The sequence below is a fragment of the Pseudomonas fortuita genome (genome assembly GCF_026898135.2).
Taxonomy (GTDB): Bacteria; Pseudomonadota; Gammaproteobacteria; order Pseudomonadales; family Pseudomonadaceae; genus Aquipseudomonas; species Aquipseudomonas fortuita.
Map to the genome: position 1 here is coordinate 2,165,620 of NZ_CP114035.2, position 23,210 is coordinate 2,188,829.

Below are 23,210 nucleotides of genomic sequence, written 5' to 3' on the forward strand. Positions count from 1 at the left end.
CTGCGCGGGTACGCTCGCTGGGCTGAATGCGCTTTAACGTCACTGTCATACGGCCATGGCAGCATCCGGGTCCCCCTTCGCACAGGTGAAACCACAGTGCACTCCGGCCTGACCCGCAAGCCCTTCATGCTTCGCACAAGCGACATGCGCAGCGATGATTTCGGTGCCCTGTTCACCCAGATGTTCGGTAGCTTGTATGCCGACATGCCGCCGCTGGCCCAAGGCATCAGCATTGGGGGCGTGTATGGGCGCTTCGAAGGCATGAGCGTGCGCCGCATGCAGTACGGCGGCGATTTCAGCATCACCCTGCCCACACCACAGGATGAGATCACCTTCGTGCTGCCCACCGCTGGCAAGATCATTTTCGATCACCGGGGCGAGTCGATTGGTGGTGCCCACGTGGGGCTGGCGGTCGACAAGCGCGACATTCGCACCGTGCGTTTTGCCGAAAACCATGCCCAGTGCGGCATGTCGATACGGCGCGCGTTGTTTGCTGAGCGCTTGTCACTGTTGTTGGGCCAGCCTTTGGCGGCACCGGTGTGTTTTGCTCCAGTGGTCGACCTGGCGTTGCCGGTGTTCCAGGGCATACGTGCGTTGCTGGAAATGGCCACCGGTACGCAGTTCGACCAACTGATCAATACCGGCATGCTGATGCCCACCCGGCTGCAGGAAATGGTGGTGGATGCGGTGCTGGAGGCGTGGCCGCACACCTATAGCGATGCTTTGCGCAGCCCCGCACCTGCGTTGGCGCCGCGCCATGTGAAGCTGGCGATGGCCTATCTGCACGAGCACCCGGCGCGCTTGGTCAGTGGCACTGAGCTGGCGAGGTTGGTCAATGTCAGCCTGCGCGCCTTGCAGGATGGCTTTCGCCGTTTTGCTGGCACATCGATTGTGGGTTATCAGCGGCAGGTACGGCTGGAGAGCGCGCGCCAGGTACTGGCGCGCGGGGAGGGCGGGTCGGTGGCCGAAGTAGCCTTGCGCCATGGGTTCAGCAACGCGGGGCGTTTTGCCCAGTACTTCCAGCAGGCGTTCGGGGTAAGCCCGGCTGAGTTGAGGCGCGGCAGGTAAGGCCTGATACCAGTCAGTAAAGCCAATCGGGGCTGCAAAGCGGCCCCAATGATATGGTTTAGAACGCGTAGCTGGCCTTGAGGCTGCCACTCACCCCGTGGCTGTCGCCTGCGCCCATCGCCGCCACTTCGCCGCCCACACTCAACGCACCCAGGTTGGCCATCAGGCTCACCCCGCCAGTAAACTGGTCGCGGTTGTCGAACGCCGCACGTTGCTCGATATCCAGCCCCAGCAGATGCCCCTGGCTGTCCACTTGCTGATCCCCCAGGGCATGTTCGTAACCCACTTCCACCCCAGGCACCCACTGCCAGCTGCCGACGGGGATGGGCGCGAAAGACGCATTCAGGTTGGCCCCTGCACTGCGGCGGGTTGCCTTGAGGTCGTCCACTTGCAGGGCCAGTTCGCTGCCTTTCTCGGTAAAGCCGTTCAGGTCGACGTGGCTGGCCCGCACGCCAATGCTCGGCTCCAGCACCACGCCATGGGTGGGCAGGCGATAACCCAGCGCCAGGCTGGCGCCAGCCAGCGTACCGTGGCTGTCACCCTTGGCCGTGCCCAGGCCGCCGCCCAGTTCGCGTTTGCTGGAGTAGTCGAGCCAGCCACCCCTGATGTCGGCATCGATGAACAGTCCGTGCTCCAGGCCGCCAGGGGCGAAGCGTGCGCCCAGGCTGAGGAAGGTCAGGTCGGTATCGGCCTCGCCACCGGCCCCGCCCACCTTGCCACGGTTATAGCCAAAACCGGCATGGCCGCTGAGCTGCTCGGAAAAGCGCTGGGTCATGCCCACCATCAACCCCTGGCTATGCGCGTTGCTGCTGGCCGCATGGGCTGAGCCGTCAGTGCCGAGGTAGCCGGCCAGCGCCGTGCTCCACAGGCGCGCCTGGCCGGCCTTGAGGCCGCTGCTGTCGGCAAAGGGCGAAGCCGCACGCTCGACCATGGCGCCCTGGCGCAGCAGGTAGCTGGCGGCATCCGCGTGCACCTGGCCGCCAACGGTCGAGGTCACGCCGCCCAAGCTGCCGGCATCGATGGCCGATTGCAGGTAGTAGTTGTAGGCGCTGTAGCTGCCCGACAGCGAGGTGTCCTGCAGCTCGCGCAACAATTGCGCGCCGGCGGCGCCGTTGCCCAGCAGGCCTGCCTCGCCGGGCAGGGAACCATAGCGCACCATCTTGCCGCGCAGCACGTAGATCGTTTCCTGGCTCAGGCCCAGGCCCTGCTTGAGGTAGTTGTCCATGTTGCCGTAGTTGGCGCTGATTTCATCGAGGCCAGCCTGCAGGTAGCTGGCTTCGACCCCCAGCAGCGGTGCATAGATTTCGGCCATGCTCGCCGGCATCGCCGCCAGCGTGGCAGCCACGCGGGCGGCGGTGTAGCCGTTGGTGGCCAGGTAGTTACTCATGATGCTGGCCTCGTCCACCCCGGCGATGCTCAGCAGCACCGCTGCCGTCCAGCCGGTGCGGTCCTTGCCCGCGGTGCAATGAAACAGCGCGGCGCCATCGGCAGCCGCCAGTTCGTTGAACAGCACGGCAAACTGGCCACGCATGCCGGCGTCGCTGACGAAGGCGCGGTTGGTCTCCTGCATCATCGCCCGCGCCTGTTCTGCGCTGCTGAAGGAAATGTTGGTGATGTTGGAGCCCGATGTGGTGCTGCCAATGATGTCGATGTTGGTGTAGCTGGCGCCGCCCGGCAGCGTATCGGGCGTGCTGGCGATTTCGCTTGGGGTGCGCAGGTCGTACACATTGCTGATACCCAGGCCATTGAGGGTGGCCAGGTCGGCGGCGGTCGGGGTAAGGGCGTTGGCACGGTAGAACACACCCGCCCGCATTGTGCCGTCATGGCTGGTCGGGTAGGCGCTGGTGGTGCCGGCGAGGTCGCGGAAATTATCCATACCGGCCAGGCGTGGGGTGGCGAGCGCTTCGGCGGCATGGGCGGTGGAAATGGCAAGGGTAAGCAGGGACAGGGAGCAGAGCACACGTTGCAGCACGGATCAGGCCTCAGGCAGTGGGTTAGGCTGTCTACTGTCCTGGGGCAACATGAAACTGAATGTTACATTTTGCGGTGATGTGCAAAGGCTTGCGCGATCTGTCCTTGTTTTGCGTCTTCTGTCCCGGCGACTGGGGCGCAAAGCGCCCCGTTAATCACACACTGGCCAGACCTGGAACGCAGGGTTGCTTTCATTTCGGCTGAGGCGAGGGTTTGCCTGTTTTTGTTTTTTGCATATTAGCTTATGAATTTAATTACTTTTATTTATTTGATCTAGCCGGCTACATTCGCAGTTTCTTCAACCTGCAAGGAACTGCGGATGTCCATTCGATCTCGCCTGCTGCTTTTCGCGGCTGCCACACTGCTGGCTACTCAGGCATTTGCCAGTGACCGCCTGACCCTGCGCATCGGTGACCAAAAAGGCAACATGCGCGCCCAGCTGGAGGCAGCCGATGCCCTGCGTGACTTGCCTTACGACATCCGCTGGGCCGAATTCCCCGCCGCCGCGCCTTTGGCCGAGGCACTGAATGCCGGCGCGATCGATGCTGGCATCATTGGCGATGCACCATTGCTCTTCGTGCTGGCCTCTGGTGCGCCGGTCAAGGCCATTGCCGTGGACAAGTCCGACCCGTATGGCACGGCGCTGCTGGTGCGCCCCGACGCAGCGCTGCACAGCGCTGCCGACCTCAAGGGCAAGCGGATCGCCACGGGCCGTGGCTCTATAGGCCACCACCTTGCATTGAAGGCGCTGGATCAGGTCGGGCTCAGCGAAAAGGACGTGGAGTTTCGCTTCCTCGGCCCCGTCGACGCCAAGATCGCCCTGGCCAATGGCTCGGTGGACGCCTGGTCGACCTGGGAACCCTACACCGCGCTGGCCGAGCAGAGCGGCCAGGGCAAAGTGCTGGTCAACGGTCGGGGGTTGTCCAGTGGCAACAGTTTCCTGGCCGCCACCGACAAGGCGCTGGGTGATCCGGCTCGCAAGGCCGCATTGCAGGACTACCTTGTGCGCCTGGCCGGCGCCCAGGTCTGGGCTTACCAGCATCTGGACAGCTATTCACAAACCCTGGCTGCGATCATCGGCTTTCCGCAGGATGCTGCCCGCCTGCAGTTCGAGCGGCGCCAACTGGTTTGGCAGGCGATTGACGCGAAGACCATCGGCGAACAGCAGGAAACCGCCGACTTTTACCACGCCCACGGCCTGATGAATCAACGCCTGGACGTGGCCCCAACCTTTGCCAGTGGCTTTAGCGTGCCCGCCCCTGACTCACTGGCCCAACATTGACCCGGAGACGTCCCATGCTGCACCGCAAACGCCTGCGCCACCTGGCCCTGGGCCTGCTGCTCGGCTGCCTGCTGCCGTCGCTCGCCAGCGCCGATCAGACCCTGCGCATCGGTTACCAGAAGTCCTCAACCCTGCTGACCTTGCTCAAGGCCCGTGGCACCCTGGAGCAGCGCCTGCAGGCCGAAGGTATCCGCGTCAGCTGGCACGAGTTCCCCAGTGGCCTGCCGCTGCTGGAGGCGCTGAACCTGGGCAATATAGACCTGTCGGCGGATGTGGCCGACACCGTGCCTGTATTCACCCAGGCAGCTGGCGCCAAGCTCACCTATTTTGCTCGTGAGGCGCCATCCCCCTCGGCCCAGGCCATCCTGGTGCCAGCCGACTCGCCGCTCAAGACCCTGGCCGACCTCAAGGGCAAGCGTGTGGCGGTGACCAAGGCGGCGGGCAGCCATTACCTGTTGATCCAGGCCTTGGCCAAGGCCGGTCTTGGTTTCAAGGACATTACCCCGGCGTACCTGATTCCCGCCGACGGCCGGGCGGCGTTCGAGAACGGCAAGGTCGATGCCTGGGTCACCTGGGACCCGTATGTGGCCAGCGCCCAGCGCCAGCAGAACGCGCGCATCCTGGCCGATGGCAGCGAGCTGGCGAGTTACCAGCGCTACTACCTGGCCGGTAGCGATTACGCCAAGGCGCATCCTGAAGTGCTGCAGCAGGTGTACCAGGCGCTGCGCGAGATCGGGGCCTGGACCAAGGCCAACCCTGCAGCGGCTGCCCGGGTACTGGGGCCGCTGTGGGGCAACCTGGACAGCGCGACGGTGCAGCAGGCCAATGGCCGACGCAGCTATGACGTGCAGCCGGTGCAACTGGGCAACCTGGGTGAGCAACAGCGTATTGCCGATGCCTTCTACCGCGAAGGGCTGCTGCCCAAACCGGTGGATGCGCGTGCGGTGACGGTGTTCGAGCCGCACGCTGCTGACTGAGGATACGCGCGAAGAGGCCGGTGCCGACAGTCTGTAAACTGAGGGCTACTTGAAGAACTGACTGGGCGTAGTACCGAAGTGGCGCTTGAACATGCTGGCAAAGGCACTGGGGCTGTCATACCCCAGTGCCCCCGCCACGTCGATGATCCGCTCGCCCAGGGCAATCCGCTCCAGTGCCTGCATCAGCCGCGCCTGTTGGCGCCACTGGCCGAAGGTCATGCCGGTTTCGCTGCGGAACAACCGCTGGATGGTCTTCTCGTCCACCCCCAGTTGCTGGCCCCAGTCGGCCACAGTGGCGTTATCGTCGGGCCGCTCTTGCAATCCCGTGCAAATCACCCGCAGGCGCTTGTCGCTGGGTTGCGAGAGCTTAAGCGGCAAGGTCGGCAGTACGCTGATCTCGTCGAGGATCAGGCGCATTACCCGGGCTTCGCGCGAGTCCTCGGCAAAGGGTGCGGTAAAGCCCACCGAAGCCTTGATCAATTCGCTGAGCAGCGGCGAGATGCTGATGGCCTTGCTCTGCAGGGGCAGGCCCGCTGCCGCATCGGTGCGCACGAACACACTGCGCATCTTCACATCGCCCACGCAGCGGATGGCATGCACCTGGCCGCAAGGCATCCACACCCCGCGGCTGGGTGGCACTGTCCAGCATTCGTTGCCGGACTCGACGATCATCAGCCCTTTGATGGCATAGATCAGTTGATGCTTGGCATGGGTATGGGGCTCGATGAACCAGTCGCTGGGGTAGTCCGTTGCACGGCTACCCACTTCCCAGGTCCACTGATCGACCTCCACCAGCAATTCGCGCTGCGGTTTTACCATCGTGACCTCGTATAGATGCAGCCTGGCAGCGCCACTTTAGCAGCAGCGGCTGGGCGGGGCCTTCGAACGGGTTGCTGGCAACAGCGCGGTTACCAGGCCCAGCAGCGGCAGGAACGCGATCGCCTGGTATACCCACTCGATGCCATGGCGGTCGGCCAGCTCACCCAGGCCGGCGGCACCAATGCCGCTGATGCCGAACATCAGCCCGAACATTACCCCCGAAACCATGCCGACCCGGCCCGGCACCGCTTCCTGGGCATACACCACCAGCGCCGCGAAAGCCGAGGACATTACCAGGCCGATGGCCACCGCCAGTATCGCTGTCCAGGCCAGGTTGGCGTGGGGCAGGGCGAGGGCAAAGGGTGCCACGCCAAGAAACGAAACCCAGATCACCGCCTTGCGCCCGATGCGGTCTCCCACCGGGCCACCGGCAAAAGTGCCCAATGCCACGGCTGCGAGGAACACGAACAGATACAGCTGGCTGTGTTGCACGCTCAGGCCGAAGTGCTCGATCAGGTAGAAGGTGAAGTAGTTGGTGAACGAGGCGATGTAAACAAACTTGGCGAACATCAGTACGGCGACCACCACCACGGCGCGCCACATGGCGCCCCGCGACAGCCCGGGGGCCTGCTGGCCGGCGAAACGCTTGAGCCGGGCCTGGCCGTGGCGCATGCTCCAGCCGGTCACCCGCAGCAGCACCAGCACGGCCAGCGCAGCCGCCAGCATGAACCAGGCAATGGCCGGCTGGCCGTGTGGTATGACGATGGCAGCGGTCAGCAGCGGGCCGAGGGCGGAGCCTGTGTTGCCACCCACCTGGAAGGTCGACTGGGCGGTGCCGAAGCGCCCGCCTGAGGCCATGCGGGCCACCCGCGAAGCTTCGGGGTGGAAGGTTGCCGAACCTACGCCGACCACCGCAGCAGCCACCAGCAGCATTTCATAGCTGCCCGCGAAGGCGAGCAGGGCGATGCCCGCCAATGTCACCAGCATACCGGCTGGCAACAGGTACGGTTGCGGGTGCTTGTCGGTGTACATCCCGACCCAGGGTTGCAGCAGAGAGGCTGTTACCTGGTAGACGAGGGCGATCCAGCCGATCTGGGCAAAGCTCAACGCGAAGTCGCTTTTCAGCATCGGGTAGATCGACGGCAGTACGGCCTGGATCAGGTCGTTCAGCAGGTGGGCGAAAGCGGCAGCACCGACGATACGGACTACAAAGCCCTGAGGTTGGTCGGCAGGCGGGGCGGCGGCCAAGGCGGCGGAAGTTGTCATGGGCAAGGTTCTTCTGTGGCAAGGGAACAAGGCATTGCCGCCGCAGGTTAGCCAGTACCCAGGTTGCCTGTCTCCCGCCGAACAGGCAGCCACTGTCGCGTTTCGGGCATCCGTGCCCGCACCGCTGTTCCAACCCCCGCTGGGTGGCTCAGAGACCCAGCTCGCTCAACCCGGGGTGGTCATCCGGGCGCCGCCCCAGCGGCCAGTGGAACTTGCGCTCGGCTTCGCTGATGGGGTGTTCGTTAATGCTCGAGTGGCGGTTGTGCATCAGCCCATCGTCGGCGAACTCCCAGTTCTCGTTGCCGTAGGCGCGGAACCATTGTCCGCTGTCGTCGTGGTACTCATAGGCATAGCGCACGGCAATACGGTTGCCGGTGAAGGCCCACAGCTCCTTGATCAGGCGGTACTCCAGTTCGTGGTCCCATTTGCGGGTGAGGAACGCCTCGACCTCGGCACGCCCACGGGGGAACTCGACGCGGTTGCGCCAGACCGTGTCAGGGGTATACGCGAGGGCGACTTTGGCCGGGTCGCGGCCGTTCCAGCCATCTTCGGCCAGGCGCACCTTTTCGATGGCACTTTCGTGGGTGAAGGGCGGTAGTGGTGGTCGGGACATCGGCGTACTCCTCAGGTCGTTTGGTTTTTAGCAGGTTAGCTGCCGGTGCCTGGACAGAGAATGGATGTGCGCGACACTTCATAATTGCGGTGCGTGGAACAATACAGGCTTGTGAACGAAGCCATGGCCTTGCCGCGCGCAGTCGGGCCTGGCTGTGCGGCAGTGGGCCGCAAGGCGGCCCTCAATGCCTGTATCAAGGCTGAAAAGTTGGGGTGTCAGTCCCAGACCGGCGCCAGGCCGTCAGGGCTGACTTCTCGGCCATTGCGTTCGAGTGTGGCGATGCGTGCCATGTCGTCGGCGCCCAGCTTCAGGTCACGGGCAAGCAGGTTGCTGGCCAGGTTTTCGCGTTTGGTCGAAGACGGGATGACCGCGTAGCCCAGCTGCAGGGCCCAGGCCAGCGCAACCTGGGCGACGGTGGCCTTGTGCTTGGCTGCTATTTCGGCCAGTAGCGGGTCTTTCAGAACCTTGCCGTAGGCCAGGGTCATGTACGAAGTCACGGTAATGCCCTGTTCATTCAGAAATGCTGCCAGCTTGCTGTTCTGCAAGTACGGGCTCAGCTCGATCTGGTTGGTGGCAATTTCGCCTTTGCCGACTACATCAATGGCCTGGCGGGTCAGCTCGATATTGAAGTTGGACACACCGATCTGGCGTGTCAGCCCCAGCTTCTTCGCTTCGGCCAGCGCAGTCATGTATTCGCGCAGTTCCACGCCGTTGCCCGGCGCCGGCCAGTGGATCAGCAGCAGGTCGACGTAGTCGGTGCGCAGCTTCTCCAGGCTCTCGCGCAGGCTGGCAATCAGCTTGTCGGCGGCATAGTTGTCGACCCAGATCTTGGTGGTGATGAACAGCTCGTTGCGCGGCACGCCACTTTCGGCGATGGCCTGGCCGACTTCGGCTTCGTTCTTGTAGATCTGTGCGGTGTCGATGGCGCGGTAGCCCAGCGCCAGGGCCGACTTGACCGAGTCGATGACAGTTTGGCCAGTGAGGCGGAAGGTGCCGAGCCCGAAGGAAGGAACGCTCATTGAGTTACTCCTGAATAGTGGGGGAAATCATGTGACGGCCAGTGTGCAGGTTCGCAAGGCAGCGAATAAGCCGCTGCTGCGTCAAAGTCATTTGAACTGTAGGCAAGAATGATTCCGCGCACATCTGTTCAGAGCGTGAGGTAGCGCAACGGCAGGTTTAACTTGATTCGAGTCGTAAGGCCCTTCAACGCCAGGGGCCAGGAACGAAAAAGCCCGCCGGGTGGCGGGCTGTTCGCTGGAGCGGGACGATCAGCGGCGGCGGAACAGCGGCAGCGGCTCGTCGGTGGCGGCCTGGTAGGTCACCGAGAAGTCCTTGAGGCTTTGCAGCGCGTCTTCCGGGTCCTTGTCGGCCCGGATGGCGAACGCATCGAAACCGCAGCGGGCCATGAAGAACAGCTGGTCGCGCAGTACGTCGCCGATGGCACGCAGCTCGCCCTTGAACTTGTAGCGGTCACGCAACAGGCGCGCATTGGAATAGCTGCGCCCGTCGGTGAAGGCCGGGAAGTTGAGCGCGATCACCTGGAAGTACTGCACGTCTTCGCCGATTTCTTCCGCTTCTTCGTCGCTGTCCAGCCACACGCCCAGGCCGCCGTCGCGGGCCTTGAGCACATGGGCGTGGTCACGCCACAGCTGCAGCGGCACGATGTAGTCGTCGCAGTTGGTCAGCTCGTCGAACGAGGTTTCCTTGGGCAGCAAGTGCCAGGTTTCGTCGACGATCTGGTTGTTCTTAATGATTCGCTGCATAGACGCGTTCCTTGAAGGGGTCGATGCCGATACGCTGGTAGGTGTCGATGAAACGCTCTTCCTCGGTACGTTGCTCGACGTACACGGCGATCAGCTTCTCGATCACATCGGCCATGGCATCCTGGGCGAAGGACGGGCCGAGGATCTTGCCCAGGCTTGCGCCGCGCGCAGCATTGCCGCCCAGCGACACCTGGTAGAACTCCTCACCCTTCTTGTCCACGCCGAGGATGCCGATGTGGCCCACGTGGTGGTGGCCGCAGGCGTTCATGCAGCCAGAGATGTTGAGGTCGATTTCGCCGATGTCGAACAGGTAGTCCAGGTCGTCGAAACGGCGCTGGATGGACTCGGCGATCGGGATCGACTTGGCGTTGGCCAGCGAGCAGTAGTCACCGCCCGGGCAGCAGATGATGTCGGTCAGCAGGCCGATGTTCGGGGTGGCGAAGCCGCTTTCGCGCAGCTCCAGCCACAGCGCATGCAACTGACGCTGCTCGACATCGGCGAGGATGATGTTCTGCTCGTGCGAGGTGCGCAGGAAACCGAAGCTGTAGCGCTCGGCCAGGTCGGCGACGGCGTCCAGCTGCTTGTCGGTCAGGTCGCCCGGGGCAACGCCGGTAGGCTTGAGCGACAAGGTCACGGCCACGTAGCCAGGGCGCTTGTGGGCGCGGGTATTGCGCGAGCGCCAGCGGGCGAAGCCTGGGTTTTCTGCGTCCTGGGCGGCGTAGTCGACATTGTCGAGGGCCAGGTACTCCGGGTCGACGAAGTGGCGCGATACGCGTTGTACTTCGTCTTCGGTCAGGGTGGTACTGCCGCCGCGCAGGTGGACCATTTCGGCCTCGACCTTCTCGGCAAACACTTCAGGTGTGAGCGCCTTGACCAGGATCTTGATCCGCGCCTTGTACTTGTTGTCACGGCGACCGTAACGGTTGTACACGCGCAGGATGGCGTCCAGGTAGCTGATCAGGTCTTGCCACGGCAGGAATTCGTTGATGAACGAGCCGACCACCGGGGTACGGCCCAGGCCGCCGCCAACCAGCACGCGGAAGCCCAGTTCGCCAGCAGCGTTGCGCACCGGCTCCAGGCCGATGTCGTGCACTTCGATGGCGGCGCGGTCTTCCTGCGAGCCGTTGATGGCGATCTTGAACTTGCGCGGCAGGTAGGCGAATTCCGGGTGGAAGGTGGTCCACTGGCGGACGATCTCGCACCATGGGCGCGGGTCGATGATTTCGTCTGCGGCCACACCGGCGAACTGGTCGGTGGTGGTGTTGCGCAGGCAGTTGCCGCTGGTCTGGATCGCATGCATCTGCACGGTAGCCAGCTCGGCGAGAATGTCCGGAATGTCTTCCAGTGCCGGCCAGTTGTACTGCACGTTCTGGCGCGTGGAGATGTGCGCGTAGCCTTTGTCGTAGTCGCGAGCGATCTTCGCCAGGGTGCGGACCTGGCGGGCGCTCAGCTGGCCGTACGGCACGGCGACACGCAACATTGGTGCGAAACGTTGGATGTATAGGCCGTTCTGCAGGCGCAGAGGGCGGAATTCTTCTTCGCTCAGCTCACCGGCCAGGTAGCGGCGGGTCTGATCACGGAACTGCTTGACGCGGTCCTCGATGATCCGCTGATCGTACTCGTCGTATACGTACATAAAAGTCCTGTCTCAGGCATGCAGCTATTCGCGCGCACGGCCGCGCACTCCGGTACGGAGCCGTGGAACGATATCAGGTTGCGGTTATGCGCTAAAGTGATGTTTTTGCATATGAAAAGAACCAAATGGACTATGTGAGACTGACTGCCATTTGTACGCCGGGCGCAGCCAGGCGGTTATAATCCGGCGTTTGCTTCGCAGAGATGTGACCCCATGCTCAAGGCCCTGTGCCAAAGCTTGTGTCTTGCCCTGCCACTGGCGGCAAATGCGCAGCCGGCCTCGGTGGTGTTCCTCAATCCGGGGCTGTCCACCGAGACATTCTGGACCAGCTACACCCGCTTCATGCAGGCCGCTGCGGACGAACTGGGCATGTCCCTGCGCGTTGAGTACAGCGAGCGCCGAGCCGACCGGGTGCTGACCCAGGCCCGCGCGATCTTGAGTGGGGCGCAGCGGCCAGACTACCTGGTGCTGGTCAATGAGCAGTACGTGGCACCGGAAATCCTGCGCCTGTCGCGTGGTACCGGGGTCAAGCTGTTGCTGGTCAACAACGGCCTGACCGCCAGCCAGGCCCGTAGCATACAGGCCCAGCCGGACAAGTACGCCGAGCCCCTGGGTACCCTGATGAGCAACGATGAGCAGGCGGGCTTCCAGATGTTGCGCCTGATGGTCGCGCAACTGCCTCGCGACGCAGGGCCGGTGGACCTGGTGGCCTTTGCCGGGCTCAAGACCACACCGGCCTCGCAGTTGCGCGAGGAGGGCATGCGCCGCGCCCTGGCCGACTTCCCTCAGGTGCGCCTGCGTCAGGTGGTATACGGCGGCTGGAGCCGCCAGCGTGCCTATGAACAGGCGCAGCAATTGCTGGAGCGTTACCCGGCCACCCGCCTGGTGTGGTCGGCCAACGACGAGATGGGCTTTGGCGCCATGCAGGCGTTCGAGGAAGCAGGGCACACACCGGGGCGTGATGTGCTGTTCGGCGTCGTCAACAGTTCGCCTGAGGCCTTGCGTGCGCGCATCGATGGGCGCTTGAGCGTGCTGATGGGTGGGCATTTCACCCTGGGTGGCTGGGCCATGGTGATGCTGCACGATGATGCCCACGGGGTGGCGCTGAACCGCGACGGCCAGCGTGTGCACAGTGCCCCGGTGTTGCAGGCGATCGATCAGGCCAAGGCCAGGCGGTGGCTGAAACTGCTGGAGCGGGACGACTACGGCGTCGATTTTCTGAATTACAGCGCCGAAGGGCAGCCGGCCAGTTACCAGTACCCGTTCCTGACGTCACCGGTCGAGTATTGAAAGACCCTGCTTGAGGGAAGGGCATTGCTCGTCTTAACTGCTGGTTGTGAAGTGCATTCCCATAACCACTACAAGAGGCAATGCAATGGGAAACTCAACCAAGGTCCGCAAAGCTGACAGCAGTGTCGACGCCTGGGCGATCCTCTGCCTGATCGTCCTGGTGGTGGTCACTGCCGTGTATTGGGTCAGCCACCAGTAGACTTCTCTTTCAGACCGTGATGTAGCAACAGCGCCTGCGGGGGGATGTCCTGCGGGCGTTTTTGTGTGGCCTGTCCCGGCCTCATCGCCGGCAAGCCAGCTCCCACAGGTACAGCGCAGGCCCTGAGGCTGCAGAAAACCTGTGGGAGCTGGCTTGCCGGCGATGAGGCCGGGACAGGCTAGCGGGTAAGGTGCAGGGCCAGTTGCACCAGGCCGATCAGCACCATGATGAAAATCAGGGTGAAGAGCGTCCCCAGTGCAATGAAATGGCTGGCTTTGCCGTGGGTGAAGTCGCGGGTGCGGTTCTTGCCGCTTTGCACGCCGAAGGCGGCGGCGAGGATGCTGTGCAGCATCTGCCAGAAGGTTGGGGGTTTGCCCTGGCTGGAATCATCCATGGTAGCTCCTGAAGATCAGAGGCAATCAGGAACAGTGTAGGCAATGGCGCTAAGGTTGCTTGTGCCGGCCTCTTCGCGGGGCAAGCCCGCTCCCACAGGTTCGGCACAAACCGCCAGGGCAGTGATTTACCTGTGGGGGGCTTGCCCGCGAGGAAGCCGGCACAGTCTTAGCTGTCGTACCCGAGATTCGGTGCCAGCCAGCGCTCGCTTACGCTCACATCCTGCCCTTTGCGCGCGCTGTAGCGCTCGATCTGGTCCTTGTCGACCTTGCCAACGGCAAAGTACTGCGCCTGCGGGTGGGCAAAGTACCAGCCACTCACCGCCGCCGCCGGGAACATGGCAAAGTGCTCGGTAAGGAACACACCGCTCGGCCCGGTTTCGCCGATGGCGGTGCCGTCGAGCAGGCGGAACAGGGTTTCTTTTTCGGTGTGGTCGGGGCAGGCCGGGTAGCCCGGTGCCGGGCGGATGCCGCGGTACTGCTCCTTGATCAGCGCTTCGTTGTCCAGGTGTTCGTCGCGGGCATAGCCCCAGTGCTCTTTACGCACCTGCTCGTGCAGCCACTCGGCGCAGGCTTCGGCCAGGCGGTCGGCCAGGGCCTTGACCATGATCGAGCTGTAGTCGTCGCCTTTGTCCTGGTAAGCCTTGGCCACTTCCTCTGCACCAATGCCGGCAGTGGTGATGAACCCGCCCACATAGTCGGTGACGCCGCTGGTTTTTGGCGCGACAAAGTCAGCCAGCGACCAGTTGGGTTTGCCGTCGGGCTTGATGGTCTGCTGGCGCAGGTGGTGCAGCGTGGCCAGCGCCTGGCCGTCCTCGCCGTACACCTCGATGTCGTCATCGGCCACCTGGTTGGCCGGCCAGAAGCCGAACACCGCGCGGGCGCTGATCAGCTGCTCGTCGATCAGCTTGTCGAGCATCTCGCGGGCATCCTTGTACAGCGCGGTGGCAGCCTCACCGACCACCTCGTCGGTGAGAATGCGCGGGAACTTGCCGGCCAGGTCCCAGGAAATGAAGAACGGGGTCCAGTCGATGTATTCGGCCAGGGTGCGCAGGTCGATGTCTTCCAGTACCTTGACGCCGGTGAAGGAAGGCACTGCTGGCTGGTAACCGGCCCAGTCGTACTTCGGCTTGGCGGCGATGGCCTGGGCGTAGCTCAGGCGCTCGGTACGGGCGCTGCGGTTGGCGGTGCGCTCGCGCACATCCACGTATTCCAGGCGGGTTTTCTCGACGAAGCCCGGCTTGAGCTCTTTGGACAGCAACTGGGTGGCCACGCCGACCGCCCGCGAGGCATCGGTGACGTAGATGACGGCGTCGTTGCTGTACTTGGGTTCGATCTTGACTGCGGTGTGCGCCTTGGACGTGGTGGCGCCGCCGATCATCAGGGGCAGTTCGAAGCCCTGGCGCTGCATTTCGCGGGCAACGTGGACCATCTCGTCAAGCGACGGGGTAATAAGGCCGGACAGACCGATGATGTCGCATTTTTCGTCGCGGGCGGTTTGCAGGATTTTCTCGGCCGGCACCATCACGCCGAGGTCGACGATGTCATAGCCGTTGCAGCCCAACACCACGCCGACGATGTTCTTGCCAATGTCGTGCACGTCACCTTTTACCGTGGCCATCAGGATCTTGCCCTTGGCTTCTGGCTTGTCACCTTTTTCGGCTTCGATGAACGGGATAAGGTGCGCCACCGCCTGCTTCATCACGCGGGCCGATTTGACCACCTGGGGCAGGAACATCTTGCCTGCACCGAACAGGTCGCCAACCACGTTCATGCCACTCATCAGCGGGCCTTCGATGACCTCGATGGGGCGTGCGCATTGCTGGCGGCACTCCTCGGTGTCCTCGACGATGTGCGCGGTGATGCCTTTGACCAGTGCGTGCTCCAGGCGCTTGCCGACCGGCAGCGAACGCCAGGCTTCGTTTTCGACTTCCTTGGTGGCGCCGCCGCCTTTGTAGTCGTCGGCAATGGCCAGCAGGGCATCGGTCCCTTCCGGCGTGCGGTTGAGCACCACGTCCTCGACCTTTTCACGCAGCTCGGCCGGGATCTCGTCGTAGATCTCCAGCTGGCCGGCGTTGACGATACCCATGGTCAGGCCGTTGCGGATGGCGTGGAACAGGAACACCGAGTGGATCGCCTCGCGCACCGGGTTGTTGCCACGGAACGAGAACGACACGTTGGACACACCGCCCGAGCTCAGCGCATGGGGCAGGTGGTCACGGATATAGGCACAGGCCTCGATGAAGTCGACGGCGTAGTTGTTGTGCTCTTCGATACCCGTGGCAACGGCGAAGATGTTCGGGTCGAAGATGATGTCTTCCGGCGGGAAGCCCACTTCGTTGACCAGAATGTCGTAGCTGCGCTTGCAGATTTCCTTCTTGCGCGCGGCGGTGTCGGCCTGGCCGACTTCGTCGAAGGCCATGACCACCACGGCGGCACCGTAGCGCTTGCACAGGCGGGCATGGTGCTTGAACTGCTCGACGCCTTCTTTCATGGAAATGGAGTTGACGATGCCTTTGCCCTGAATGCACTTCAGGCCGGCTTCGATCACTTCCCACTTGGAGGAGTCGATCATGATCGGCACGCGGGAAATGTCCGGCTCGCCAGCGATCATGTTGAGGAAACGGACCATGGCCGCCTGGGAATCGAGCATCCCTTCGTCCATGTTGATGTCGATCACCTGGGCGCCGGCCTCGACCTGCTGCAGGGCGACTTCCAGGGCTTCGGTGTAGTTTTCTTCACGGATCAGCCGGGCGAATTTGGCCGAACCGGTGATGTTGGTGCGCTCGCCGACGTTGACGAACAGCGACTGGCGATCAATGGTGAACGGTTCCAGGCCGGACAGGCGACAGGCCTTGGCAATCTCCGGGATCTCGCGTGGCTTGTATTTGGCCACGGCCTCGGCAATGGCCTGGATGTGGCCCGGGGTGGTACCGCAGCAACCCCCGATGATGTTGAGGAAGCCGCTGGCTGCGAACTCTTCGACCACCGCAGCCATTTCGGCCGGGGTTTCGTCGTACTCGCCGAAGGCGTTCGGCAGGCCGGCGTTGGGGTGGGCGGAAACGTGGGTGTCGGCTTTGGTCGACAACTCTTCCAGGTAAGGGCGCAGGTCTTTGGCGCCGAGGGCGCAGTTCAGGCCCACGGAAATCGGCTTGGCGTGGCGCACCGAGTTCCAGAACGCTTCGGTGGTCTGGCCCGACAGGGTGCGGCCAGAGGCGTCGGTGATGGTGCCGGAGATCATGATCGGCAGTTCGATAGCGTCGTCTTCAAACACCTGCTGCACGGCAAAAATGGCCGCCTTGGCGTTGAGGGTGTCGAAAATGGTTTCGATCAGGATCAGGTCCGCGCCGCCCTCGATCAGGCCACGGGTGGCCTCGATGTAGTTCTCTACCAGCTCATCGAACGTGACGTTGCGGTAGCCGGGGTCGTTGACGTCCGGGGAAATCGAGCAGGTGCGGCTGGTAGGGCCCAGTACACCTGCGACGAAGCGCGGCTTGTCGGGCGTTTCCAGGGTCTTGGCATCGGCTACCTGGCGGGCAATGCGCGCGCCTTGCACGTTCAGCTCATAGACCAGCGACTCCATGCCGTAGTCGGCCTGGGAAATCTGCGTGGCATTGAAGGTGTTGGTTTCTAGAATATCCGCACCGGCATCGAGGTAGGCTTTCTCGATGGCGGCGATCACGTCCGGGCGGCTGAGCAGCAACAGGTCGTTGTTACCCTTTACATCGCTTGGCCAATCGGCGAAGCGCGTGCCACGATAGTCGTGTTCCTCGAGACGGTAGCTTTGGATCATAGTACCCATGCCGCCGTCGAGGATCAGGATGCGCTCTTTGAGGGCGTTCTGGAGTGCTTGGAGACGAGCGCTGCGGTCGGACATAGGAACTACCTGGTCGGGCAAATATCAGAAGGTGCAGAATCATATCAAAGTTGCGCGGTTTTTAGGCGCACCGCCCATTTGCATGAAAACTGCTCATGTTGCTGGCGCGATTAACAGCACCCAAAGACGACCAGGCAACAACAGTGACAGCTTTCAGGACCCAGGACTTTTCGCACATGGTGCATCGTATTCTTGCCGGCGCCTTCGCTCTGCTCATCAGCAGCGTGGTGTTCGGGCAAGCCCCCCAGTCGAGCCCGGCCATTTCCTATACCCGGGACATTCAGCCGATCTTCACCGAGAAATGCGTGGCCTGCCACGCCTGCAACGACGCCGCCTGCCAGCTGAAGCTGGAAAGCCCGGAAGGCGCGGTACGCGGTGCCAGCAAGGTCCCGGTTTACGAGGGCGACCGCAGCAAGGCGGTGCCTACCACGCGGCTGTTCTACGACGCCCATAGCGAGGAGCAATGGCGCAAGAAAGGCTTTTACTCGGTGCTCGACAACCAGGGCAGCCAGGCCGCGCTGATGGCGCGCATGCTGGAGCTGGGGCACAAGACCCCACTCACGCCCAATGCCAAACTGCCCGAGGACATTGTGCTGGGCCTGAGCCGCAACAACATGTGCCCGTTGCCCCATGAGTTCGACGCCTATGCCGGTGCCCATCCCAAGGAGGGCATGCCCTTGGCCGTTACCGGGCTGACCGACAAGGAATACGACACCATGCGCCGCTGGCTGGCGGCCGGGGCGCCTGTTGAGTATCAACCGATCAAGCCAAGCGAAACCGAAGCCAGGCAGATCGCCGAGTGGGAAGAACTGCTCAACCGCCCGGGTTCCACCGAGGCCCTGGTCGGCCGCTGGCTTTACGAGCACCTGTTCCTGGCGCACATCTACTTCGTCGGCGGCGAGCAGGGCCACTTCTTCCAGTGGGTGCGGTCACGCACGCCCAGCGGCCAGCCGGCCGACATCATTGCCACGCGTCGCCCCAACGACCCACCCGGCACCGACTTCTATTACCGCCTGATCCCGGTGCAGGGCGTGATCGTGCACAAGACGCACATCACCTACCCGATGGGGCCGCAGAAGCTCAAGCGGGTGAAGCAGCTGTTCTACGCCGGTGACTGGCATGCTACCGCGCTGCCAGGCTACGGCCCGCGTCACCGCGCCAACCCGTTTGAAACGTTCGAGGCAATCCCGGCAGTGGCGCGCTACCAGTTCATGCTGGATAACGCCGAGTACTTCGTGCGTACGTTCATCCGTGGCCCGGTGTGCCGCGGGCAGATTGCTACCGACGTGATCCGCGACAACTTCTGGGCACTGTTCCAGGAGCCCGCCTTCGACCGCTACATCACGGATGCCAAGTACCGTGGCGAGGCCACCCCGCTGCTGGCCATGCCTGGGCAGATCGATGATGTGGGCAGCGTGCTGAGCCTGTGGCACGCCTACCGCGACAAGCGCAACGAGTACGAAAAGCTGCGTCGCGACGCCTATGCCGACATGCCGGCGCCAGGGTGGTCGACGCTGTGGGCCGGTAACGACAACGCGCTGCTCAGTATCTTCCGCCATTTCGACAGTGCCTCGGTGACCAAGGGCCTGATCGGTGATGTGCCGCTGACCATGTGGTTGTTCGACTACCCGCTGTTCGAGCGCACCTACTACCAGCTGGCGGTCAACTTCGATGTGTACGGCAATGTTTCGCACCAGTTGCAGACGCGCCTTTATTTTGACTTGATCCGCAATGGCGCCGAAGTCAACTTCTTGCGCCTGATGCCGGCCGAAAAGCGCAAGGACATCCTCGGCGACTGGTACCAGAACAGCGGCAAGGTGAAGATGTGGATGGATTATGAAGACATCGACACCGACACGCCCAGTGGCATCTCGCTGGACGCGCGTAACCCCAAGCGCGATTTTGGCCTGAAACTGCTGCAGCGCACCGGCAGCCTGAATGCTGCGCCCGACCCGATAAACCGCTGCCAGGGCGCCTTCTGCTCACGACCGCAGGTGAGCGAAGAGTTCCGCAATGCCGAGCAGTCGCTCAGCCGCCTGGTGTCGCGCCCGGCTGCGGGGCTGAAGGTGATCAACCAGTTGCCCGAAGCGACCATGCTGCGCATCGAAGGGCAGGGCGGCCAGCGCCAGGTGTACAGCCTGCTGCGCAACCGCGCGCACAGCAACGTGGCGTTCCTGCTGGGTGAGGCGTACCGCTACCAGCCCGGGTTGGATACCCTGACCCTGTACCCGGGCGTGCTCAGCAGCTATCCCAACTTCATCTTCAACGTGCCGACCAAGGATGTGGCGGAGTTTGTCGAGGACCTGGAATATGCGAAAGACGATGCAGCCAGGTTCGAGCGCATCGTCATGCGCTGGGGCGTGCGCCGCAGTCACCCTGAGTTCTGGCGCTACTTCCATGACCTGAACAGCTTCATCAAGGAGACCACGCCGGTCGAGGCGGGTGTGCTGGACATGAACCGCTATGAGAACCTCTGATCGGGTAGGCTGACCTTTCCGAGTACCCTGCGGTCGGAAATGGTGGGTGGTCCGGGGGCTGCTATGCAGCCCAATCGCCGGCAAGCCAGCTCCCACAGGCCTGCGTAGTGCTCAGGCGTGCGCGGTTTTTGTGGGAGCTGGCGTGCCGGCGATGGAGCGTAAAGCGCTCCCGAAGGCCTCAATACACCGGCAAGCGCAGGGTATTTCATGCTGTATTCGCTTCAGGCACTGCGGGCGTTCGCCGCCTGGGTGGTGGTCTGCCACCATTTCATGCAGATCTTCTTCGACTTCCACGCCACCGGCCCCATCGGCCAACTGCTCACCGACCGTGGCGCCGTGGGGGTCGACATCTTCTTCGTCATCAGCGGGCTGGTCATCTACCTGTCGACCCGCGACAAAACCATCGAACCGCGCCAGTTCCTGCTCAATCGGGTGCTGCGTATTGTTCCTGCCTACTGGTTCTACACCGCATTGATGGCCGCGTTGCTGCTGGCCTTCAGCCAATGGATGCCGCATCAGGAATTCGCCTGGCATCACCTGCTCTTGTCAATGTTGTTCATCCCGGCGGAGAACCCCGGAGGCTATGGCCTGTACCCGACCCTGAACGTGGGCTGGACGCTGAACTTCGAGATGTTTTTCTACCTGCTTTTCGGCCTGGCCTTCCTGGTACGCCAACGGCATCACTTGCTGTTGGTTACCGTTGCTCTGCTACTGGTCAGCGAGGTACTGGGGCGCATGGGTGTGGTCAGCCGCTTCTACAACAACGACATCATCTACGAGTTCCTGCTCGGCATCGGTGTGGGCGTGCTGTACCGTCGCGGGATGATCCGCCAGGGCAGGTGGTTGCCGCTGGCTTTGCTGGGCGTGGCCAGCCTGGCGATCTACCACCTGGACGCTTCCCAGCGCTTGCTGCATTGGGGGGTGCCAAGTGCGATGATCGTGCTGGCCTTTGTGGCCCTGGAGCCACTGTTCCAAGGCAATCGGCTGCTCAAGGCCCTTGGCGATTGTTCGTACTCGGTGTACCTGATTCATGTCCTGGTGCTGTATGCCGGCTGGTTCGCCAGCCAGCGCCTGCATCTGAACCCGTATCTGGTATTTGCCCTGTGCGTGCCGTCCATTGGACTAATGTCGTGGTTCAGCTACCGGTGGCTGGAGCGCGGCCTGTACCGGCGCATGCAGGCCTGGCTGGCGGCGCCACGGGGGCCATCCCGTGAATATGCGCTTTCCCGAGTCAATTACTAGGACTTTGTTCAAGGGCCGGGTTGGCGTACACTTGGCCGCAAGTCTGTGAGGAACCTACATGAGCGCTATAACCATTACCGACGCCGCCCATGATTACCTGGCCGATCTGCTTTCCAAGCAGAATACGCCTGGCATCGGCATTCGCATTTTTATCACCCAGCCTGGCACCCAGTACGCAGAGACGTGCATTGCCTACTGCAAGCCGGGCGAAGAGAAGCCTGACGACACCGCCGTGGGTCTGAAGAGCTTCACCGCTTACCTGGACGCAGTCAGCGTGCCGTTCCTGGAAGACGCACTGGTCGACTACGCCACCGACCGCATGGGTGGCCAGCTGACCATCAAGGCGCCTAACGCCAAGGTGCCGATGGTCAACGAAGACAGCCCGATCAACGAGCGTATCAACTATTACCTGCAGACCGAGATCAACCCCGGGCTGGCCAGCCACGGTGGCCAGGTCAGTTTGGTGGATGTGGTCGACGATGGCATTGCCGTGCTGCAGTTCGGTGGCGGCTGCCAGGGTTGTGGCCAGGCAGATGTCACCCTGAAGGAAGGCATCGAGCGCACCCTGCTCGAGCGTATTCCGGAGCTCAAGGGCGTGCGTGACGTGACTGACCACACCCAGAAAGAGAACGCCTACTACTGACGTCGACGCGCTCCTGTAGGGTTCGCGTAAATGCGGCTCTCTTAGCAACAAACTGTTACGGTTTCAACCCCTGCGACAACAGGCCGCAGCCCGGTTTCAAAGGGCTGCAGGCCATCCCCGCCTTCGTCGGGTAGAACCCCTTGGGGTGTCATGCCAGAATGCCCCGGTTTTTCAGCCGGCCCGTCCCGAGGGTCGGCACCTTCCCTGTAAAGGATGGTTTCATGAATGATCTATACACCCGGCGCGCCGTTGTCGCCGGGATGGGCGTTCTCGGGCTTGGCCTGCTGGCAGGCTGCAGCCCGGCCCGGGGGCTCGAGTTCAAGTACGGCAAGAACATGAGCAACGAAATCCTCGGGCGCAAGTTCAGCCTCAAAGACCCGCAAGGTAACGTGCGCACCCTGTCGAGCTTCTACGGCAGCATGCCGATGATCTTCTTCGGGTTCACCCAATGCCCGGCGGTTTGCCCGACCACCCTGGCGCGCGCGGCACAAATCCGCAAGCTGCTCAGAGGCCGCGACCGCGACCTGTTCCAGGTAGTGTTCATCACCCTGGACCCGGAGCGCGACACCCCCGAGGTGCTCGATGCCTATGTCAAGGCCTTTGACCCCACGTTCACCGCGCTCACCGGCACCCCGGAAGAAATCGCCGCAGTGGCCAAGGAGTTCAAGGTGTTCTACGAGAAGGTCCCGGCCGGTGACACCTATACGATTTCTCACTCGTCCACCAGCTACGTCTACGATACGCGTGGCACCCTGCGCCTGAGCCTGGGCCATTCCCTGAATGCCAAGGAATGCGCCGAAGACCTGGTTACCCTGATGGAGATCTGCTGAATGTCGATGCAACCGATCAAACGCGGCCTGGCTGCCCTGGCACTGATGGGTCTGGCCCTGCCGGCCCTGGCCCAGACTACCGTGAGCGATGCCTGGGTCCGTGCCAGCGTGCCGCACCAGCAGTCCACCGGTGCCTTCATGACCCTGACCGCCAGCAGCGACAGCAAGCTGGTGAGCGTGGCTTCGCCCGTGGCCAAGACCGTGCAGGTGCACGAAATGACCATGAACGGCGACGTGATGGGCATGCGTGAGGTGAAGGCTGTCGAGTTGCCGGCCGGCAAGGCCGTGACCCTGGACCCCAATGGCCTGCATGTGATGCTGATGGGCCTGAACGAACAGGTGAAGGAAGGCGATAAAGTGCCGCTGACCCTTACCATCGAGGATGCCAAAGGGGCCAAGGAAACCCTCGACGTGCAGGCCGAAGTGCGTCCGCTCAACGCCGAGGCCGGCGGTGGGCATGACCACATGCACATGAAGCACTGATAACGTTGAACGGGGCAGCCTGTGGGAGCGGGCTTGCCCCGCGAACACCGGCAAAGCCGGTGCCATTCACCGCGTTGTCTCCTTCGCGGGGCAAGCTCGCTCCCACGGCGGCCCCTGGTTCAATCAGCTGCGAAACTTGGGCAGCGGCCTGTCGAGTGTCAGCGAGGTCAGGGTCTTTCGAACCTGGGCCTCATCGGCCTCCAGTGCCTTCAGGCTGGCGCGGATCTTGCCGGCGGCGGGCACATCGCCCTGCCGGTCGATCCAGTCGGCAATCTCCTTGCAGGCGCTGTTCAGGCAGGCCTGGCGCTGGTTCATCAGCGACAGGAGGGTGGTGAGCTCTCTTTCGGACATGGCAGGATCCTCCATTCAGCCTTGTCAGTGT

The 23,210-nt window shown here is 62.9% G+C and carries 19 protein-coding genes; 9 read left to right on the forward strand and 10 right to left on the reverse strand.

Translation table 11 applies throughout. The annotated features are described in order from the left end of the window. Positions 1–96 precede the first annotated feature (96 nt). Positions 97–1,068, forward strand: a complete 972-nt coding sequence (locus OZ911_RS09985; protein WP_016485939.1) for an AraC family transcriptional regulator — start codon at positions 97–99, stop codon at positions 1,066–1,068. A 58-nt stretch (positions 1,069–1,126) separates the two neighbouring features. Here OZ911_RS09985 and OZ911_RS09990 read toward each other — a convergent pair whose 3' ends face one another. Beyond that, entirely contained in the window at positions 1,127–3,040 is a 1,914-nt protein-coding gene (locus tag OZ911_RS09990; RefSeq protein WP_060518822.1) for a tyrosine-protein phosphatase, read from the reverse strand. A gap of 324 nt (positions 3,041–3,364) precedes the next feature. Between OZ911_RS09990 and OZ911_RS09995 the strand changes: the two genes are divergently transcribed. Next, entirely contained in the window at positions 3,365–4,321 is a 957-nt protein-coding gene (locus OZ911_RS09995) for an ABC transporter substrate-binding protein (RefSeq protein WP_024717708.1), read from the forward strand. 14 nt (positions 4,322–4,335) lie between these two features. Next, positions 4,336–5,298, forward strand: coding sequence for an aliphatic sulfonate ABC transporter substrate-binding protein (locus tag OZ911_RS10000; RefSeq protein ID WP_060518820.1), 963 nt, complete (start codon positions 4,336–4,338; stop codon positions 5,296–5,298). A gap of 45 nt (positions 5,299–5,343) precedes the next feature. On the opposite strand, the gene OZ911_RS10005 is transcribed toward OZ911_RS10000, so the two are convergent. The 6 genes from OZ911_RS10005 to OZ911_RS10030 form a co-directional block, all read right to left on the reverse strand. After that, on the reverse strand, positions 5,344–6,117 hold the full coding sequence (locus OZ911_RS10005; protein WP_016485943.1) for an AraC family transcriptional regulator: 774 nt from the start codon (positions 6,115–6,117) through the stop codon (positions 5,344–5,346). Between the two features lie 36 nt (positions 6,118–6,153). Then, a complete protein-coding gene (locus tag OZ911_RS10010) occupies positions 6,154–7,383 on the reverse strand; it encodes an MFS transporter (RefSeq protein WP_016485944.1) in 1,230 nt (409 codons plus the stop codon). A 148-nt stretch (positions 7,384–7,531) separates the two neighbouring features. Continuing rightward, positions 7,532–7,996, reverse strand: a complete 465-nt coding sequence (locus tag OZ911_RS10015; RefSeq protein ID WP_023047803.1) for a nuclear transport factor 2 family protein — start codon at positions 7,994–7,996, stop codon at positions 7,532–7,534. Positions 7,997–8,211: 215 nt separating this feature from the next. Next, complete coding sequence (gene dkgB / locus OZ911_RS10020) at positions 8,212–9,015, reverse strand: 2,5-didehydrogluconate reductase DkgB (protein WP_023047804.1); 804 nt, start codon at positions 9,013–9,015, stop codon at positions 8,212–8,214. A 249-nt stretch (positions 9,016–9,264) separates the two neighbouring features. Then, entirely contained in the window at positions 9,265–9,759 is a 495-nt protein-coding gene (locus OZ911_RS10025) for a DUF934 domain-containing protein (protein ID WP_016485947.1), read from the reverse strand. Beyond that, positions 9,743–11,395 carry a nitrite/sulfite reductase gene (locus OZ911_RS10030; RefSeq protein ID WP_016485948.1) on the reverse strand — a complete coding sequence of 551 codons (1,653 nt, stop codon included), beginning with the start codon at positions 11,393–11,395 and terminating at the stop codon, positions 9,743–9,745. The genes OZ911_RS10025 and OZ911_RS10030 overlap by 17 nt, the downstream gene beginning before the upstream one ends. Before the next feature lie 213 nt (positions 11,396–11,608). On the opposite strand from OZ911_RS10030, the gene OZ911_RS10035 reads away from it, so the two are divergent. Continuing rightward, complete coding sequence (locus OZ911_RS10035) at positions 11,609–12,685, forward strand: ABC transporter substrate-binding protein (protein ID WP_016485949.1); 1,077 nt, start codon at positions 11,609–11,611, stop codon at positions 12,683–12,685. 377 nt (positions 12,686–13,062) lie between these two features. On the opposite strand, the gene OZ911_RS10040 is transcribed toward OZ911_RS10035, so the two are convergent. Then, the gene (locus tag OZ911_RS10040; protein ID WP_016485950.1) at positions 13,063–13,278 is read right to left on the reverse strand and encodes a DUF2970 domain-containing protein; all 216 of its coding nucleotides are present in this window, start codon (positions 13,276–13,278) and stop codon (positions 13,063–13,065) included. Positions 13,279–13,445: 167 nt separating this feature from the next. Further along, positions 13,446–17,153 (reverse strand): methionine synthase, encoded by a 3,708-nt coding sequence (gene metH, locus OZ911_RS10045; protein ID WP_016485951.1) that lies wholly within the window; start codon positions 17,151–17,153, stop codon positions 13,446–13,448. A 176-nt stretch (positions 17,154–17,329) separates the two neighbouring features. Between metH and OZ911_RS10050 the strand changes: the two genes are divergently transcribed. The 5 genes from OZ911_RS10050 (at position 17,330) to OZ911_RS10070 (ending at position 22,828) form a co-directional block, all read left to right on the forward strand. Continuing rightward, complete coding sequence (locus OZ911_RS10050; RefSeq protein WP_016485952.1) at positions 17,330–19,630, forward strand: fatty acid cis/trans isomerase; 2,301 nt, start codon at positions 17,330–17,332, stop codon at positions 19,628–19,630. Between the two features lie 207 nt (positions 19,631–19,837). Further along, complete coding sequence (locus OZ911_RS10055) at positions 19,838–20,872, forward strand: acyltransferase family protein (RefSeq protein WP_016485953.1); 1,035 nt, start codon at positions 19,838–19,840, stop codon at positions 20,870–20,872. 58 nt (positions 20,873–20,930) lie between these two features. Further along, positions 20,931–21,515, forward strand: coding sequence for a Fe-S biogenesis protein NfuA (gene nfuA, locus OZ911_RS10060; RefSeq protein WP_012271640.1), 585 nt, complete (start codon positions 20,931–20,933; stop codon positions 21,513–21,515). 221 nt (positions 21,516–21,736) lie between these two features. Next, positions 21,737–22,345 (forward strand): SCO family protein, encoded by a 609-nt coding sequence (locus OZ911_RS10065; protein ID WP_016485954.1) that lies wholly within the window; start codon positions 21,737–21,739, stop codon positions 22,343–22,345. Continuing rightward, positions 22,346–22,828 carry a copper chaperone PCu(A)C gene (locus OZ911_RS10070; protein WP_016485955.1) on the forward strand — a complete coding sequence of 161 codons (483 nt, stop codon included), beginning with the start codon at positions 22,346–22,348 and terminating at the stop codon, positions 22,826–22,828. It abuts the gene before it with no gap. Positions 22,829–22,951: 123 nt separating this feature from the next. Here OZ911_RS10070 and OZ911_RS10075 read toward each other — a convergent pair whose 3' ends face one another. Continuing rightward, entirely contained in the window at positions 22,952–23,179 is a 228-nt protein-coding gene (locus OZ911_RS10075; protein ID WP_024717704.1) for a hypothetical protein, read from the reverse strand. Between the last annotated feature and the right edge of the window lie 31 nt (positions 23,180–23,210).